At 63.5% G+C, this 15,977-nt stretch carries 14 protein-coding genes; 6 read left to right on the forward strand and 8 right to left on the reverse strand.

Annotated elements, in window-relative coordinates; translation table 11 throughout:
* Window positions 1-399 precede the first annotated feature (399 nt).
* Together VT84_RS10745 and VT84_RS10750 are read left to right on the forward strand one after the other, a co-directional pair.
* Complete coding sequence (locus VT84_RS10745; RefSeq protein ID WP_052559787.1) at window positions 400-1,446, forward strand: DUF1559 domain-containing protein; 1,047 nt, start codon at window positions 400-402, stop codon at window positions 1,444-1,446.
* A 126-nt stretch (window positions 1,447-1,572) separates the two neighbouring features.
* Window positions 1,573-1,998 carry a hypothetical protein gene (locus VT84_RS10750; protein WP_157469411.1) on the forward strand — a complete coding sequence of 142 codons (426 nt, stop codon included), beginning with the start codon at window positions 1,573-1,575 and terminating at the stop codon, window positions 1,996-1,998.
* Window positions 1,999-2,085: 87 nt separating this feature from the next.
* Here VT84_RS10750 and VT84_RS10755 read toward each other — a convergent pair whose 3' ends face one another.
* The 4 genes from VT84_RS10755 to VT84_RS10770 form a co-directional block, all read right to left on the reverse strand.
* Window positions 2,086-3,966 (reverse strand): CRTAC1 family protein, encoded by a 1,881-nt coding sequence (locus tag VT84_RS10755; RefSeq protein ID WP_082839525.1) that lies wholly within the window; start codon window positions 3,964-3,966, stop codon window positions 2,086-2,088.
* A 40-nt stretch (window positions 3,967-4,006) separates the two neighbouring features.
* Window positions 4,007-5,317: a tetratricopeptide repeat protein gene (locus VT84_RS10760; RefSeq protein ID WP_082839526.1), complete on the reverse strand. Its 1,311-nt coding sequence runs from the start codon at window positions 5,315-5,317 to the stop codon at window positions 4,007-4,009.
* Window positions 5,318-5,522: 205 nt separating this feature from the next.
* Window positions 5,523-7,268: a CRTAC1 family protein gene (locus tag VT84_RS10765; RefSeq protein ID WP_082839527.1), complete on the reverse strand. Its 1,746-nt coding sequence runs from the start codon at window positions 7,266-7,268 to the stop codon at window positions 5,523-5,525.
* A complete protein-coding gene (locus tag VT84_RS10770; RefSeq protein ID WP_082839528.1) occupies window positions 7,265-8,359 on the reverse strand; it encodes a tetratricopeptide repeat protein in 1,095 nt (364 codons plus the stop codon). Before VT84_RS10770 ends, VT84_RS10765 begins: the two co-directional genes overlap by 4 nt.
* Window positions 8,360-9,595: 1,236 nt before the next feature.
* On the opposite strand from VT84_RS10770, the gene VT84_RS10775 reads away from it, so the two are divergent.
* Entirely contained in the window at window positions 9,596-10,801 is a 1,206-nt protein-coding gene (locus tag VT84_RS10775) for an FG-GAP repeat domain-containing protein (protein WP_082839529.1), read from the forward strand.
* 136 nt (window positions 10,802-10,937) lie between these two features.
* On the opposite strand, the gene VT84_RS10780 is transcribed toward VT84_RS10775, so the two are convergent.
* The 3 genes from VT84_RS10780 to VT84_RS10790 all read right to left on the reverse strand — a co-directional run bounded on the left by VT84_RS10780 (window position 10,938) and on the right by VT84_RS10790 (window position 13,512).
* Window positions 10,938-12,044, reverse strand: coding sequence for a tagatose 1,6-diphosphate aldolase (locus tag VT84_RS10780; RefSeq protein ID WP_082839530.1), 1,107 nt, complete (start codon window positions 12,042-12,044; stop codon window positions 10,938-10,940).
* 80 nt (window positions 12,045-12,124) lie between these two features.
* Window positions 12,125-12,916 (reverse strand): hypothetical protein, encoded by a 792-nt coding sequence (locus VT84_RS10785; RefSeq protein ID WP_082839531.1) that lies wholly within the window; start codon window positions 12,914-12,916, stop codon window positions 12,125-12,127.
* Window positions 12,892-13,512, reverse strand: a complete 621-nt coding sequence (locus tag VT84_RS10790; RefSeq protein WP_082839532.1) for a hypothetical protein — start codon at window positions 13,510-13,512, stop codon at window positions 12,892-12,894. Before VT84_RS10790 ends, VT84_RS10785 begins: the two co-directional genes overlap by 25 nt.
* A gap of 78 nt (window positions 13,513-13,590) precedes the next feature.
* On the opposite strand from VT84_RS10790, the gene VT84_RS10795 reads away from it, so the two are divergent.
* Entirely contained in the window at window positions 13,591-14,058 is a 468-nt protein-coding gene (locus tag VT84_RS10795; RefSeq protein WP_157469413.1) for a macro domain-containing protein, read from the forward strand.
* 69 nt (window positions 14,059-14,127) lie between these two features.
* Window positions 14,128-14,448 (forward strand): DEAD/DEAH box helicase, encoded by a 321-nt coding sequence (locus VT84_RS10800; protein WP_082839534.1) that lies wholly within the window; start codon window positions 14,128-14,130, stop codon window positions 14,446-14,448.
* A gap of 87 nt (window positions 14,449-14,535) precedes the next feature.
* Here VT84_RS10800 and VT84_RS38360 read toward each other — a convergent pair whose 3' ends face one another.
* On the reverse strand, window positions 14,536-14,721 hold the full coding sequence (locus tag VT84_RS38360) for a hypothetical protein (RefSeq protein ID WP_157469415.1): 186 nt from the start codon (window positions 14,719-14,721) through the stop codon (window positions 14,536-14,538).
* A 44-nt stretch (window positions 14,722-14,765) separates the two neighbouring features.
* Between VT84_RS38360 and VT84_RS10805 the strand changes: the two genes are divergently transcribed.
* Window positions 14,766-14,990, forward strand: a complete 225-nt coding sequence (locus VT84_RS10805) for a hypothetical protein (RefSeq protein ID WP_052559775.1) — start codon at window positions 14,766-14,768, stop codon at window positions 14,988-14,990.
* Window positions 14,991-15,977: the final 987 nt, after the last annotated feature.

Genomic DNA, 15,977 nt, shown 5'->3' on the forward strand with positions numbered 1-15,977 from the left:
CAGTCGGGCCACCGAGCACTACGACCGGGAGATCAAGCTGTGCACTGGGCGCGGGCCGTTTGGCACCGGCCCGCGCCCAGTGGAACCACATCGGGTTGGCCCCGCGCGTTCCCCGATTCGAGACCCACTGCTTTGCAGTGGGCGGCCGTTGGGTCGAAGTCAAGACCGCGAGCATTCGTGAACCTGTTCGAGTCTACCTGACGCACCCCCGCATTAGCTTCCCAATCCACCACTAAGGGCGCGTAACACCTAAATGGCAATGGAGCTTCTCGCATTTCACCAAATTCTCTTGCGGCACGCGACTCGGTCAGGTAGTCTCCTGATTAACTGACCCTTACTTTTTTGTCGGGGTCAGTGTTTCGGCGCCATCTCTTCTCCTCATTGCGCCACGAGGCTATTATGCTCGCCTTTCTCTCCCCCCGAGCCCGCCGGCTACACAAGCCCGCGAGCGGCTTCACGTTGATCGAGTTGTTGGTAGTGATCGCAATCATCGCGATCCTCATCGGGCTACTCTTGCCCGCGGTTCAGAAGGTGCGCGAGGCCGCCGCGCGCATGAAGTGTACGAACAATCTGAAACAGATCGGGCTCGCGTCCCACAACCACCACGACTCCCTTGGGAGCTTCCCGCCCGGGGTCTGGGCGCCGCCCGGGTCGTGGGTCGGGGCCACCCCGAACAGCAACTGGGCGTCCGGTTGGAGCGACCCGAACAACAGTTGCTGCCCGTGGGGGGCCTTCAGTTGGGCGGCCCGCATTCTGCCGTATGTGGAAGGTGACAACCTCTACAAAAGCATCAACTTTAACGTGCCGGCCTACGCTCCGAACGTCCCGGAAGACACCGGTTGGGGTTCGCCGGGGTCGGACCGCGGTCCCGGACAACCAGTGATCCCGGCCGGGCTACCGGGCGCCGGCTCGCCCAACCCGAACATCCTGGCTGCGACCAACATGCCGAAGCTGTTCGTCTGCCCGTCGGCGCCTCGCGGGAAGATGGGGTTCGAGAACACGATGAAAGATTACGCGATGTTCTACGATTCGGGCCGGGCGAACTTCTCCGAGACCTGCTGCCCCGAACGGAGCAGCGCCCCCGCGTACAACGGGATGGGGTGGATCAACAGCACCGTCAAGATCGCCGACGTGACCGACGGTACGAGTAACACCATGCACTACGGAGAAAAAGCGAACTGGGCCAACCAGAGCTGGTGCTTCGACGGCAGCGGGTGCAACGAGTTCATCTGGGTCCACCACCAGTCCCAAGGGCTGATTACCGGTTCCCAACCGCCGAACTGGTCGGTCAAGGGGAACAGCCGCGCGGCGACCAGTTCCCACACCAACGGCGTGGTTGTGTTGTTTGTTGACGGGCACGTGGCGTTCGTACCGAACAACATCGACCTCACTACTTGGTTGGGATTGGGAACCCGGAACGGGGGCGAAGTCGTCTCCCCGCCGTAATCCTCGTTCTCGGCTCTGTACCCGTACCACACCGGCGGCCACAAATGCTGTCGGGGGGACGGGTACGCATCATTCCGATTCGTCATTTTTGCGGTCGTCATCCCGTCATCTCCTCCGAGGTTGCACATGTTCCGCTCGTTAATTGGGACATCAGCACTCGCGCTAAGTGCGTGCTTGTTCCTCGCCGGGTGCGGAAATTCCGGAATCGTCTCTGTGTCCGGCACGCTCACCTACAAGGGGCAACCGGTTACGAACGCGATCATCCATTTCGTGCCCGAGAAGGGTCGACCGAGTATGGGGGAAACCGATCAGAACGGCAATTTCACGCTCACTTACGATCCCCAAACGAAGGGGGCACAGGTCGGGAAACACAAGGTGTTCATCATGCACAACGCCGCGGCCGATGCGGGCAAGCCCGGTACCGTTCCGGGAGCGACACCAAAGATGTCAGCCGATCAGCGCGAGCTATTCGGTAAGTACAGCGGGGATCGGTCGAAAGTCGAAGTGACGATTGAGAAATCGACGAGCGATCTCAAATTGACGTGGGATTAACCCAAACCATCTCATTGACCTGTGTTGTCTGTTCGCTCAGCGAGTGGGACTTTGTGGGCCAGGCGCCCCCACAAAGTCCCGTATTTTTTAGTGCCCCGGATTTGGGGTGGTGTGAGCCTTCTCCTCTCCCTCGGTCAGTGTCCAGTAACGATCGGCGGCTAATCCCTCCCAACTCTGGGACTTCCCGGAGGGCCACCGGACCGTCAGACGGTCGATCTTGGCACGCGACCCGAGGCCGAAGAGGGTTCGCCGGTCGCCGGACGATAAGTAGCTTCCCCCTCCTTTGACGGCGCGCACGAGCTTTTCGCCGTCGGCCAGTTGCAACTCCAACCGGGCGCCGACCGCGTCGCGATAGGGGCGCCCAATTAATTGGATGCCCAACCAGTGGTGGTCCGTCTCGTACTGGTTCCGCAGGACCGCGACCGGCGCGTTCGTGGGGTTCAGCACGACGTCCGTTCGGCCGCGGTTATCCAGATCGCCCAGCGCGATTCCGCGCCCCATGTGTCGCACCTGGAAGTACGGCCCCGCTTTAGGGGAAACGTTCTCGAATCGCACTTCGTGTTTTTTTTGGTCGGGGCGCCGGGTGTTGCGGAGCAGCACGGGTATTTGTTTGACGTCGGCGGGTGGGGGCGGGTAGTGAACCACGTGCCCGTTGCTGATGACGAGGTCTTCGTGGCCGTCGAGGTCGAAATCAAGGAACCCGGTTCCGAACCCGACGAAGTTCAACCCGAGTGACGTGATCCCGGACACCTGGCTCGCGTGGACGAACTGTCCCCGGCCCTCGTTGCGGTACAGCGCATGGGTTTCGTTCTGGTAGTTGGCAACGAACAGCGATAACCGCCCGGTTCCGTTGTAGTCCGCTGCATCGACCCCCATACTACCGGTCGCCCGGCCGAGTGCGTCGCGTGCGGCACCGCACTCGGAACCCATTTGCTCGAACCGCCCGTGCCCGCGGTTCAAGTAGACGAAGTTCCCCGACGTGTCGTTGGCGACGTAAATGTCGGGGCGCCCGTCGTCGTCCAGGTCGGTGACGAGCACGCCCAAACCCTTCCCGTAATCTTTCTCGCGCACGGCCCGTTCCAGTCGCGCCTGCGCCGCGGGTGAGAGGTGAGCCAACTTGGAATATGAGTCTGCGGGTCGAGGGACTTGAAGCCCCGCTCCCGCGCTCACGTCCGCGAAGGTGCCGTTCCCGTTGTTCCGGTAGAGCAGGTGGGGTTGGCCCTCGAACACTTTGGGCGCGCACACGTCCGGCCGGGTCTGGTCGCGGTAATCTTTGCACGGCGGGTTGTTGGCCCAGGACCAGTTGACGTAATGGCACACATAAAGATCGGGGAACCCGTCGCCGTCGAAATCGCCCCACCCGGCGCTCGTGCTCCAGAGCGAATCGGTCAGCCCGGCCGAGCGCGTGACGTCTACGAATCGGCGCCGGTTCCCGTCGGCCGGCACGTTGCGGAAGAGCGCCAGGCGCCCGTAACCGGTGACGAGGAGGTCCGGCCAACCGTCGTTGTCGTAATCGGCCACGGCCGCGCCGTGCGTGTAGAACCAGGGCGCTCCACTTTCGAGTCGGTCCAGTCCCGCTTCGACCGTCGCGTCCCGGAACTTGAAGCTGCCCAGGTTCTTGTACAGCTTGCACGGGTGCCCCTTGATGCCCTTTTTATCGGGGCCGTCGAAGTACCCGCCGCCGGTGAGGAAGACGTCCTGCAACCCGTCCCCGTCGAAGTCGATCAAGGCCACGCCACCGCCGAGCGATTCCAGAATTGTGGCGAGTTCGGCTTCTTCGCCGTTGCGGTGCACGAAATCGATGCCCGAACCGGGCGTCACGTCCGCAAAGTAACCCGGTGCGAGCGGCGTTTCTCGCTCGGGGGGCTGTTCTTCGACGGGTTGAGGGACGTTTCGCGGTATCAGTAGGAACAAACCGACCGAAATGGGGAGCAGGGCGATCAGCGCCCATTTTGTCTTGCCGGGCATCGATACGTTCCTTGAGTCGGTATTTCGTTCCGACGCTGCGCTAGTGCGAAGCCGTTGCGGGGAGCCCCTGGAGAATGCGCCGGTGGTACTCGGCTCGGTCGGTGGCCCGCACCGATTGGTAGAACTCGGCGAGCGCCTCGTGTGTCTTGCGGTGCGCCGGGTCTTTGGCGAGGGCCGTCTCGAACCAGTGGACTGCGTCCCGCGCTTTGCCCTGGCGGAGCAGAATCTGGCCCAACTCGTACCGCGGCTCCGGATCGTCGGGCGCCTTTTCGCGGATCAGTCCGCCGAGTTCCGCGGCGCGCTTGTTGTCGTTTTGGATGCGGTCGACTTTTTCCTGATATTTGCGCGCCTCGTCGGTTTTGCCGAGCAAGCGCAAGCAGTTCACGAGTTGGGTCGGCGGGACGTGAGGCGGGGCCAGTGCGTCGGCCCGGCGGAGGTCGGTTTCGCCGTCCTGGGGCCGGTTGAGCTGCACGGCCAACCAGCCGCGCTCGGTCAGCACCATCCAGTCGTTGGGGTTCGCGGCGAGCAACTGGTTGAACAACTGAAGGGCTTGCTCGTTCGCCCCGGTACCGGCCGCACAGCGCGCCAGTCCGAAAGTGACGGATGCGTTCTTGGGTTGCCGTTCGTGCAATCGCTCGAAGTGCTCTCTTGCGCGCTCGAACTGGCCGAGAACCACCTGGATCTCGGCCAGGGCCAGGCGCACGCTGTCCACGTCCGGGCGAACGGCCAGGGCCTTTTCATAGTACAGGACGGCGTCCTCGAACCAGCCCATGCTCTTGGCCGTCCGCCCGCGCCGTACCAGCGCGTCGAAGTGGTCGGGCTGGCGCCGGAGCAGATCGTCCAGGCACCGCTGGGCTTCGGCGTCGCGGTAGCTGATTTCGAGCCCGGCCGCGAGGATGTCGAGGATTTCCACCGAATTGGGGTCGTCCTGTTGGACGCACCCGCGTAGGAACTCTTCCACCTCGACCAAGGCGCCTTCGTGAATGCGGATCAGCGCGCGTTCGATCTTAATGGCTTGCGTTTCTCTCCCTTGTAGGCGCTCGCTGGTGTCCAGGTGCCGTTTGGCCACATCGAGATGTTCGAGTCGGCGCTCGGCGCGCGCGGCGAGAAGATGGGGCACGGGATCGTTCGGCGCGAGGCGCTGGGCCTCGGTCAAGTGTTCCAATGCGGTCTTCCAATCGTGCCGCTCGACGAGTTCCTGGGCCGACTGGTAGTGCGAGCGGGCTTCGTAGTAACGCGCGCCGCGGTAGCCCCCCCAGCAGAGTAGCGCCACCGCGCCGAGCAGCACGCTGAGAGCCAGTAGCGGGTGCCGTTTCACCCGGGCCGTGACCTTTGTTCCAATCGCGCTCAAGGGACCACCTCATCTGCGCGTGCGAACGTGATATGCACTTCGTTCAGAGCGGCTCGCACGTGCTCTCGGCCACAGAAGGAGGAGCGCCATACCCGCCGGCACCACCAACAACCTGACGAGATCAGGTTACATGTATGAGCGAGTGATTGCGATGGATTTTTCAGCAACACGTTCCGAGAGATGTTGCGTGATTTGCGAGCCGCATTTAGCGACCGGCAATCGGCAGTGGAACGGGTTTGTCCGCTCCTTCGGTGATTCGCCACCAGCGGCGCCCGGGAACGTCCTGGCACACCTGCTCGCGTCCGGAAGGCCACCGCACGGTTACTCGTGCAGATTCATCCGCGCCTAGCCCAATCAGTTGTCGGCGCTCGCTTGCCGACAGGTAACTTCCCCCTCCGTTCACGAACCGCACCTGCGCCCCGTTTGCGGTCCGAACTTCGATTCGCGCCCCGATCGCGTTCCGGTTACTGCGTGTGCCGTCGCCGACCAGTTCCAGCCCGAGCCACGTGTTGGTTGTTTCGGTGCGGTTGTGGAGTAGAGTCGGGGAACCGCCGACGTGACTGAACACCAGGTCCGGCTTGCCGTCGTTGTCGAAATCCGCCCACGCCAACCCGCGCCCGACGCGCGGTTCGCGGAAATACGGACCGGTTCGGTCCGATGCGTCGCGGTACGATCCGGGGCCGGTGCCAACGAACAGTTGCGCGCGTTGAGCATACGGGGCGCGGTACACTTCTTCGGCGTCTCGGTGAAGGTGCCCGTTAGCGACGGCCAAGTCGGGGCGCCCGTCCAGGTTCGCGTCGATCACTACGGTACCGAACCCGAGCCGGTCCCGGCGGCCGGCCAACCCGGTTTCGGCCGCTCCCTCCCAGAACCGCATGCTGCCCCGGTTGCGGAACAGGACGTTCGGTTGGTTGTAGAAATTGGTGACGAACAGGGACGGGCGCCCGGTGCCGTCCGCGTCGAATGCTTCCACGCCCATGCCGGATACGGGTTGCCCGGTCGCGCCCAACCCGGCGCCGGAGAGCAGCCCCTTCTCAACGAACCGCCCGTTTCCCTGGTTGTGGAACAGGTATTGGGCTTTGAGGTCGTTCGCGACGTAGAGGTCGAGGCGCCCGTCGCCGTCCAGGTCCGCGGCGACGACCCCGAGACCGGGAGCCGGAGGCGCGTCCGCGATCCCGGAGGGAGCGGTTACGTCTGTGAAGGTACCGTCGCCATTGTTGCGGAACAGGCGGTGGCGAACGTGCGGGAAACTCGTCGGCGGACACACGAACAGCTTTTTGTCCCGTTCGCAGAGCGGGTAATGGTCGATATCGACTTCAACGTAGTTACAGACGTAGAGATCGAGGCGCCCGTCACCATCAATGTCCCCCCACGCGCAACTCGTTCCCCAGTGAGGGTTGGTGAGCCGCGCGGTCGCAGTAACGTCCGTGAACGTCCCGTTTCCGTTGTTGCGGTACAGGACCAACCCGCCCATGTAGGTGACGACCAAATCGTCAAAGCCGTCATTGTCGAAATCGCCAACGGCGCAGCCCTGGCCGAACCCGGTACGCACGAGCCCGGCTTTCTCAGTGACATCGGCAAACGTGCCGTCGCGGTTGTTGCGGTAGAGGCGGTTACTGGTCAGGTTGCCGGACGAGCGAACCGGGGCGTCCTGGATGCAGAACAGATCGGGCCACCCGTCGGCGTCGTAGTCGATCCACCCGATCCCGCTGCCCATTGTTTCTTGAATGAAGTGCGCATCGGTCGTCGGGTCGAAGTGGATGAAATCGATGCCAGCGTCCCGCGTTACGTCCACGAACCACGGCACCCCGGCTTCGGGGCCAGGATCGGTTCCAATGGGCGTCGGGTCTGTATTCGGTTTTCGGGATGCAAAGAAGAATGCTCCCGCTGCCAGCACCACGGCTCCGAGGGCACTCACGAGCGCGATTCGGCGGGGAGTAGTCGCAGTCATGGGGTGTCTCGGGAGGCTCGCCGGCGGTGCTCGGCTGCCTGGGCGGGTTGGCCCACGCGGTCGTAATAGACTGCCTTGACGCGGTGGGCCGGGGCGAAGTTGGGGTCCGCGGCGAGGAGCGTATCGAGTTCCGCGTTCGCGTCCGACAGTCGACCGACGCCGAGCATTGCTTCGGCGATTTGAACCCGCATCGCCGGGTTGTTCGGAAAGTAATCGTTCGCGACCGCTCCCGTCAGGTTCAGCAGGTCCACTTCAGCCAGTGCCTTCTTCGCCTCGTCGGGCTGCCCGGTTGCGGCCAGAGCGAGCCCGAGCCGGTACAGGCACTCGCGGCGGGGGCATTCTTTCAACGCAAGTGCTTGACGCAGCAGGGCGACGGCGCTGTCGGGCTGTTCGGATTCGTAGTAGAGCGTGGCGCGGAGTACCAGCGCCTCGGCGAAATCCGGCCGTGCCCGCACAACGGGATCGATGGCGGCCTCGGCGTCGGTGCGTTTCCCCTGTGCGTGGCAGATTTTGGCCAAGAGGTAGTTCAACCAGCCGTCGCGCGGAGAAGCGGCGAGGCACCGCCGGCACTCGATTTCCGCATCGAAGAATCGCCCCACCTGAAGCGCGAGCCACGCGACCTCGCGCCGGACCGGGTCGTTGGTCGGGTCGAGTTCCAGCGCCCGGCGCCCGTCCGAGAGTGCCGTTTCCATTACGCGCTGCCGATCGGCTTGGAGGGCCAACCCTCGTGCCACCCGGTGCCGCAAGTCCATGCGCAGTTGGAACGGGCGCGCTTCGGTGGGTCGCAGCTCGCACCACTTGGACAGATACCGTTCCGCTGCGCCGGCGTCGGTTCCGCCCAATTTCGCGAGCGCGAGAGCCGCAACGACCTCCGCGTCGTTCCCGTCGCGCTCAACGGTCGCCTGGAGAAGTGGTTCGGCCTCGGCCAACCGCCCCTCCTTGGCGAGTCGGAGTGCGTCCTCGCGCCGATCCGCGGCGCCCACCCATTGCCAATAGGCAACGGCGCCAAGCAGAATCACGGCAACGGTCGACACCCCGAGGCGCCGAGTACCCGGCGCGCGGGAGACGGGGTTGAGTTGCGGGCTACTCATTACTCATCGCGCGTCTGACAAAGCTAATAGATAATTTCAGTTCAGTATCTGTTGCCACTGTTGTGTGTTAGCGAATGCAGTACCGCGTTCTATTTTCCCAAACTGTTTGGTAAGACGGGTTGGTTTCGCCGTTCGCCCCCCATTCGCCGTCCCGCACCACACCTCGATAGCCGGTGATCCCACACCCTATCAAAGGGCGAGTAACCGGCGCACTTTATTAAGACGTTCATTCGTACAGTGTTTGTTCTGATTGCTGCTGTAGTCGTCCAAACGGGTTCCTTCCTTTTGCTCGTCGCGGAGGGTAATGAGCTTTCGGACACATCCGCCCTGTAAGTCCGACCGACGATCGCGTCTGATAGCCGGAACATGGGAAAATCCTTGCCAAAAACTTACCGGCTGTACCAGCGTGGTGGTCGTGCGAATGCGAAATCACACTTCGCGCGCCGGGGAACGGTTGGTGCCGATTGCTTTTTGTCCTGTCACCAGATTCACGATTATTTGCCAATAGTCAACAGCCATATCCGCGTTTGGTACCCTGACTCGACCGCCAAGGCCAACGCGGTGCGGGGCTCGGACCGGTGCTTCGTCGGGATGCCTGGCCGGTCCTTCTGGTGCACGTGCAGCCGGGGCCGAGAACCGGAAGAACTGGTGCCCGCTGTTCGAGCGATACGGCGCGGGTGCGGTCCTGGAGCACCACGACAAGTACGGCGCTCCCTAATCTGGGGACGGCTCCTGGGGGCAGGTACGCGCCCCAGCGCCGCTCGCGAAGCGCCCGTACCTTGTGGCCGCGAGCCGAGCGTACCACCTGACGCTTCATCGACTGGGGGCGCGAGCCGGTTTCACGTCGCGCTCGAAGCACGCGCGGTAGCCGACGTGCACGGCACTGAGGGCAATCGCCCCGCGCGCCGGGGGTGAATGCCTCTGCAATTCCGATCACATCTTTTGCGCCGTCAGCTCAGTGTGACGGTGCCCATTCAGTGTGACGGTGCCCATCTGTTTCGCGCCCGCGCAAGTTTTCTGCTTACGAGCGTCTCTTCAAATCACAGGCAAATGTAAGTGCAGTGAGTGGACCTCGTTTTTATTTGAGTACGTATGGTTTGCTTGAAATTCACCAAATCCGAGCGTTAGAAGTGGCGAGATAATGGACAGACAGACGCGCGGCTGATATTGCCCGGGGAGCGCGTTTGCCGTCGGGTGCCGTTCCGTCCAGCCCTTAGTTAGTCGAGTGAGGTTGCCTTGACCCGTTCCAACCAAGCACTGCTGAAGACGCGCCTCGGGATCGAGACTCTCGAAGACCGCCTGACGCCCGCGGATCTGAGTGTCGTCGGACCGCCCGATCGCGTGCCGGTTTTGCTGCCTTCCCTGGGCGCCCCCGAAACGATCCAGAGCGCGCCCGAGGTTGATGCGCCGCTCACACTGGTGCCGGGTCCACTGACCCCGCGGACGGTGATCGCGGTCGGTAGCCCGGCGGGGAGCCTTGCGCTGGCCCGGCTCATCGATTCGCGCACCGGCGCGGAGGTGCTGCGGGTCGAGCCGTTCGCGGGTTTCCGTGGTGAAATCTCGGTCGCGGCGGGCGACGTGAACGGTGACGGGATCTCGGACCTGGTGGTTGGCGCGGGCGCGGGTGGCGACACGCACGTGCGCGCGTTCGACGGTGCGACGGGTGCGGAATTGGCAAACTTCTTGGCGTATCGGGGGTTCAACGGCGGGATCGCGGTTGCGGTCGGTGACGTAAACGGTGACGGGTTCGGGGACATCGTGACCGGGGCCGGAGCGGGCGCTCCGGGCGGTCACGTCAAAGTGTTTAACGTGACCGCGCACATGCTTCCGACTGGGGTATCGGTTTACGCTGGGGCCGACGGCACAGTAATAAGTTACCCTCCGAACAACGAACTTGCGGGACGCACTTTTTTGCAGGGTGAGGAACTCGCTAGTTTCTTGACCTTCGACAGTACGTTCCGGGGCGGCGTATCGGTTGTCGCCGGGGACGTGAACCGTGATGGGTTCGCGGATATCATCACGGGCGCTGGGGCGGGAGCAGCGAATGGCCACGTGAAGGCGCTCTCCGGTCGAACGCGGGAGCTGTTGGCGAGTTTCCAGGCGTACAACGGATTCACTGGTGGCGTGCGAGTCTCGGCGGCGGATGTGAACGGGGACGGTGTATCCGAGGTCGTGACGCAAGCTGTGGGAACATCGCACGTGAAGGTGTTTAGTGCGGATGGTTCGACCCGCGTGAGCTTCCAGTCGTACCCGTCGTCGGGTTACTCGGGCTTCGGGCTTGCAACGGCGGACGTGAACCGTGATGGGATCGCCGACATCGTGGCAACCGGGTTGACCAGCGGAGCGCCGCAACTGCGGGCGTTCCGTGGAATCGACGTGACCCCGATCGAACTCGCTTACGCGCTGCCCTGGGACATTCTGGGCGGGATCGCAGTCGGGTAAGGTTTGAGTGCCGTCGAGGGCTTAGCGGTACAAAATCGAACGCCCGGTTGGTTCGGGGGAGTAGCGTCAGTCGCTCTCCGAACCAACCGGGCGTTCTCACGTTACTGCGCCCACGTTATCTCTGGCGCAGTGAGGATCAATACACCGCGTTGGGGTCGGACGGGCCGCTCGCGCCCTTGGTGGCGGTGCCACCGCCGTAGCGGGCGTGCCAGCCGTCCGTCGTGCGGATGCCGTGCAACTCTTCCAGCGTGAGGTCGTACTTCGCGAACCACGGCGTGCCGCTCTTCACGATCGCGTCCGTCTCCTGCACGCGGCGCACGCACTCGGTTTCGGCGAACTTCTGGCGGTCGGCCGGGGAAGCGTAGGTGAAGAACTCCTTCCAGAACGCCCGGCCGCCGAGGATGCCGCTGGCCCCGGCCTTCATCGCCATCTCAACTTGCTTCTTGTACTTGTCGTAGTCGACGCCCGCGGACAGGAGCACCCACGGCTTGACACAGACGTCGTTGAGCCGCTTCAGGTTGTCCATCAGTTGCGCGTCCGACTCGACGCCGAACGTGCCGGGGAACTCGGCTTTGTAGATGTCGCAGTAGCGGCTCAGGTACTTCGCGGTGTCGATGACGGTCTTGGCCTTGCGCGCCGCGACCTTGTCCTTCGCTTCCTCGACGCCGTTGATCTTGTACGCGAAGTGCAGCGGTTCCAACAGGAACAGGATGTCGTGCTTGATGCACTCGTCGTAGATCTGCTGCGTGAACGCGAAGTTGCGCTCGGCCGAGTCGAGTTCGTCCGGCTCGAACTGCGCGAGCAGCTTCACCGCGTCGGCCCCGCAGCGCTTGATCTTCGCGACGCTCCAGCCCGGCTCGACCTCGCCGCACGGCGCGCCGGCCGCGTTCTTGTCGGCCCCGGACTTCTCGACGCGGATGAGCAGCCCCGTGCTGGGCGGCACCGCGAACGCGGAAACGGTGCTGGCGTAGCCGTAGAACCCGTCCACGAGCAGGCCCGAGCAGTGCGGCGCGAGCGCGCGCGACAGCATCACCTTCGCGTCCGCGATCTCGGCGTAGGTCGGCTCGCGGTCGGCGCCGGTGGCCTCCTTCGTCGCCTTCTTCATCATCGAGATCATGGAGCTGTTCTGGTCGGTGGCGACCATCGTCAGCGTGCCGTTCGCGTTGCTGATGCGCTGCAACCCGCGCAGTTTACCGGGCGTGAGACCGAGTCCGTAGAGTCGCGTAATCGAAGTGGTGGCCATCGAAGCGAATCCCCTTTGCAAAATTTGAGTAATCGCTTGACATCTTAGTGGTGAGGCGTTCTACGGACAGGTTGCGCCCCTCAATGCCCACCGATCCAGTGCGCGGCAAAATCGAGATAAACGGCACGAATTTCCGGGAATTGTGTGACATTGGGTACGTGATTCAGTTCGAGCAGATTGGGTGTCCCGTCGGGGGAAACGATGTAGTCGGCCGCGCACACCGCGAGGTCGAAATGATCTCGAAGTGTGCACACATCCGCGGCAAGTGCTTCATTCAACGGCATGAACGCCGCGGTCGCGTGGTGAATGGATTTCTTCCAATCGTCCCCGCCGAGTCGGAGTTGGAACAGAGCGTCACCGATGGCCGTCACGCGCACGGCCTCACCTTCCAAAAACGGCTCGATGAGCGACGGTTCGCCCGCGTTCCATGTGCCGGCGAACCGCTCCTTCCCCTCGCCACAGTGCCATTCGCCCCATTTTGCGACGGACCGCGTGTCTGTGCTGAAGGTCGTTCCGGCGTCGGTGTAGGAGCGGGGCAGGGTGGCGAATCGCGACACCTTCCGGACGCGGGCCAGGTTCGCGATGCGCGGGCGGCAATCGAGTAGCCCGGACGCGCTCGGCAAGCACGGCCCGCCCCATAGCGCCAGCGCGGTGATTCCCGGCAAATCGTTCTCGAAGATCCCGTGGAACACGACCTTATCAACCGGCCCGGTCCAGTCCCAGGTGCCGAACCGCGCGAGGTAGAGCCGTTGGTCGCGGATCTGCACTTTCGGCATCATGTCGAAGGAAACGATGCGGCACGCGACACGTGACTTAAGGTCGTTCACTTCTTCGCGATCGAGTCCGATCAGCGCGACGGTTTCGGTAGACATGAACCTGTTCCTTGGTGCCCGCGTTTCCGGCGCTCGGTCCCGATCCAGACGCACACCGCCACGCCGCCGATTGTGGTACTGCCGTAGGCGACGAAGTGGTAACACGCGACCACCAGTAGCGCCTTGTGTCGTTCCACCGGGACCAGTTCCGCCGTGCTCGGGCCGAGCATTACGCCGAGCATGTCCGCGTGCCGCCAGACGCTCGCACCCGTGAGGGCGGTTGCGCCGGTGACCGCAGCAACAAGGACGGCCAGCGGGCGCACGAGTTCGCGCGGGTGGAGTTGCGGGCGTGAGCCAACGGTCGCGACCAGCCCTGCGACGTACCCGAGTAATATGCCGCCCCACCAACCACCCAGGAACCCCCAACAGACGCCGAGCAATGTCGGGTCGGTTACGCCCGGAATGGGGTTGTGGAACACCGTGAAGTATTCCGGACACAGCCGCGCGGAGATCTGATCTTGCAGAACCGCGTACCCCACGATCGCGCCGAACCCGAGCAGCGCGAACCGGTAGCGCACGCCCCGCGTCGCGAGCGCCGCCACGACGAGGCACATCACTATCGGCAAGACGATTTGGTACGTTTCGAGGGGCCGCATTCGTGATTTCCGCTGCTGACTTTGTGTTCCGCTGGTCGCGCCGCGATCATTCACAAATTTCACACAGAGGGCGCGACCGTGCCAATCGAATTCGTGACCGGTGACCTGTTCGTGAACCGCGTGAACGCGGAAGCCCTGGCACACGGTTGTAACTCTGCCGGATCGATGGGTGCGGGGATCGCAGTCGGGTTCAAGGAACGCTATCCGGAGATGTTCGAGGAGTTCCGTCGGCGGTGTAAAGCCAAGCCAGCGGAGCTCGCACTCGGGGACGTGTTCTTGTGGCGCGAATCCGGCAAACCAGCGGTGTTCAACATGGGTACGCAACCGCGCCCCGGGCGCGGCGCGACCTACCCCGTTGTGGAAGCTGCTCTCAACGCGCTCCGCACGACCGCCGACCAAGCCGGCATTCGGGCCCTGGCGATGCCCCGGATCGCAGCCGGTTACGGTGGGCTGTCGTGGAAGAAAGTGCGAGCGCTGATCGAGTCCGTGTTCGCGGACTGGTCGGGCACACTGTACGTTTATGAGGAATTCAAAGCGGGTGAGTGAGGCGCCCCCATGTCGAACGACTGAATAACCGGCCTCTACACGTTTTCCCGTTGTAGCGACAATCACCGCATGGATGCACGTAAGGTTCTCGGCCCGGACGGGCTGATCGCGAAGAAGTTTGCCGGGTTCGAGTCGCGCCCCCAGCAACTCGATATGGCCGACGCGGTGGCCGACGCGCTCGACAAGAAGCGTCAACTGCTCGTGGAAGCGGGCACCGGCGTGGGTAAGTCTTTCGCGTACCTCGTTCCCGCGATCCGGGCCGTGAGCGCGCGCAAGGACTACAAGGTCGTCATCTCGACACACACCATCAGCCTGCAAGAGCAGCTCATTCGCAAAGACCTTCCGTTTCTCCAATCGGTGCTGCCCGGGATTATCGGCCGGTGCTGGTGAAGGGCGCGGGAACTACCTCAGTTTGCGCCGGCTCCGCGTATCGCAATCCAAGGCCAGTACGCTGCTCGACACCCCGGGCGCGATCGATCAGCTCGTGCAGATCGGGCGGTGGTCGCGCCAGACCATCTGTGGTAGTAAGTCCAACCGGTCTGGGATCTCGTGCAGAGCGACAGCAGCAACTGTCTCGGGCGGAAGTGCCCGCACCAGGCGGACTGCTTCTACTTCCAGGCGCGGAAGCGCGTGTTCGGCGCGAACATCCTGGTCGTGAACCACGCGCTGTTCTTTGCGGACCTGGCCCTCCGGCGATCGGTGGCGGCGTGCTCCCGGAGTACGACGCGGTTATCTTCGACGAGGCGCACACGCTCGAAGACGTGGCCGCGGACCACCTCGGGATCGGGGTGTCGCAGGGCGGGGTCGAATACCTGCTCGGGCAACTGCTCGCCGCGCGCACGCAGAAGGGTATCCTCGCGACGCGGTGGCGCAGTTCGACGCTACGCGGCAGGCGGCGGTCCCCAAATGTTCCAACGCATGAAACCCATTGAGGACTTGCCGACAACCCGGGAATTGAGCCGCGGGTGCGTTCCAGATCCACTCCGCACCATCTCCCAACACGGTCAGTTCCGCTTGAACCAATCCCCAACCGGTCGGTCCACGCACGCCAATTGGCTCGGAACGTCTCAATCGCCTCAATGTCCGCAAACATCACGCGCGTGCTGGGGTCGGGCCGTTTTCGGCCGGCCCACTCGGGCGTGCGGACCCTCGGACCCAGCGGACGTTTTTTCGGCGCGCGTCACCCGCCGAGCAATGGCGTCGTTGAGCAGTTGGTGCGCGTGAAGACGAGCCGTCTCAACGGTGGCGGATTCGCAGCGCGCGAACGTTGTCCTTCAGAACAGTATCGGAGAGTGCAATGAATTCCCAACAACGAGCCAAGCAAAATTCCACGCACACCCGTTCGTCAGCGGTCAAATGGAACGCGCCCGATGTGGCACCCGTGCTCGAACTCGTGGGAAAGTGGGTACAGAACCCGAGTTGGCCTCGAAAGTAATCTGACGGATACCTAACTCAGGAAATCAGTGGCGCACCCCCCGGTCCCGTCGCGGGCCGCAATTGGCCTTGACCGGATCGCGCGTTTCGAGCACAGTTCGCATCCCATCCCACCACCTCGCATCGGGACGGGACAACAAGGCTCGCCACATGCTTCACACGAGTAACGACGACCACACCGACGGGTGGGTAGTGCTATACGCGGCACTCTCCGTGAGCCTGTTCGTATTCGCAGTCATCCGTCACTTCGGTATCGTATAAGGGCGCACGCGACTCCCGCACCAATAGTCGGAAGAGTTCCGGACACCTCAGCCGCCGGGGCGCTCGAAGGAGCCGCGCGGGACCGGCCGCTAAGGTCGCGCCGGTTTTTACTTGCCGCGAGGCGAGCCGCTGAAACTCACGATGATTACGCCGCGGAACGCGCCGTCCAGTCCGTCACTCAAGGCGCGGGACGTTCCCGTGCGGCTTCCGCCGCCAGCGCCTCG

The sequence above is a fragment of the Gemmata sp. SH-PL17 genome, assembly GCF_001610855.1.
Lineage (GTDB): Bacteria > Planctomycetota > Planctomycetia > Gemmatales > Gemmataceae > Gemmata > Gemmata massiliana.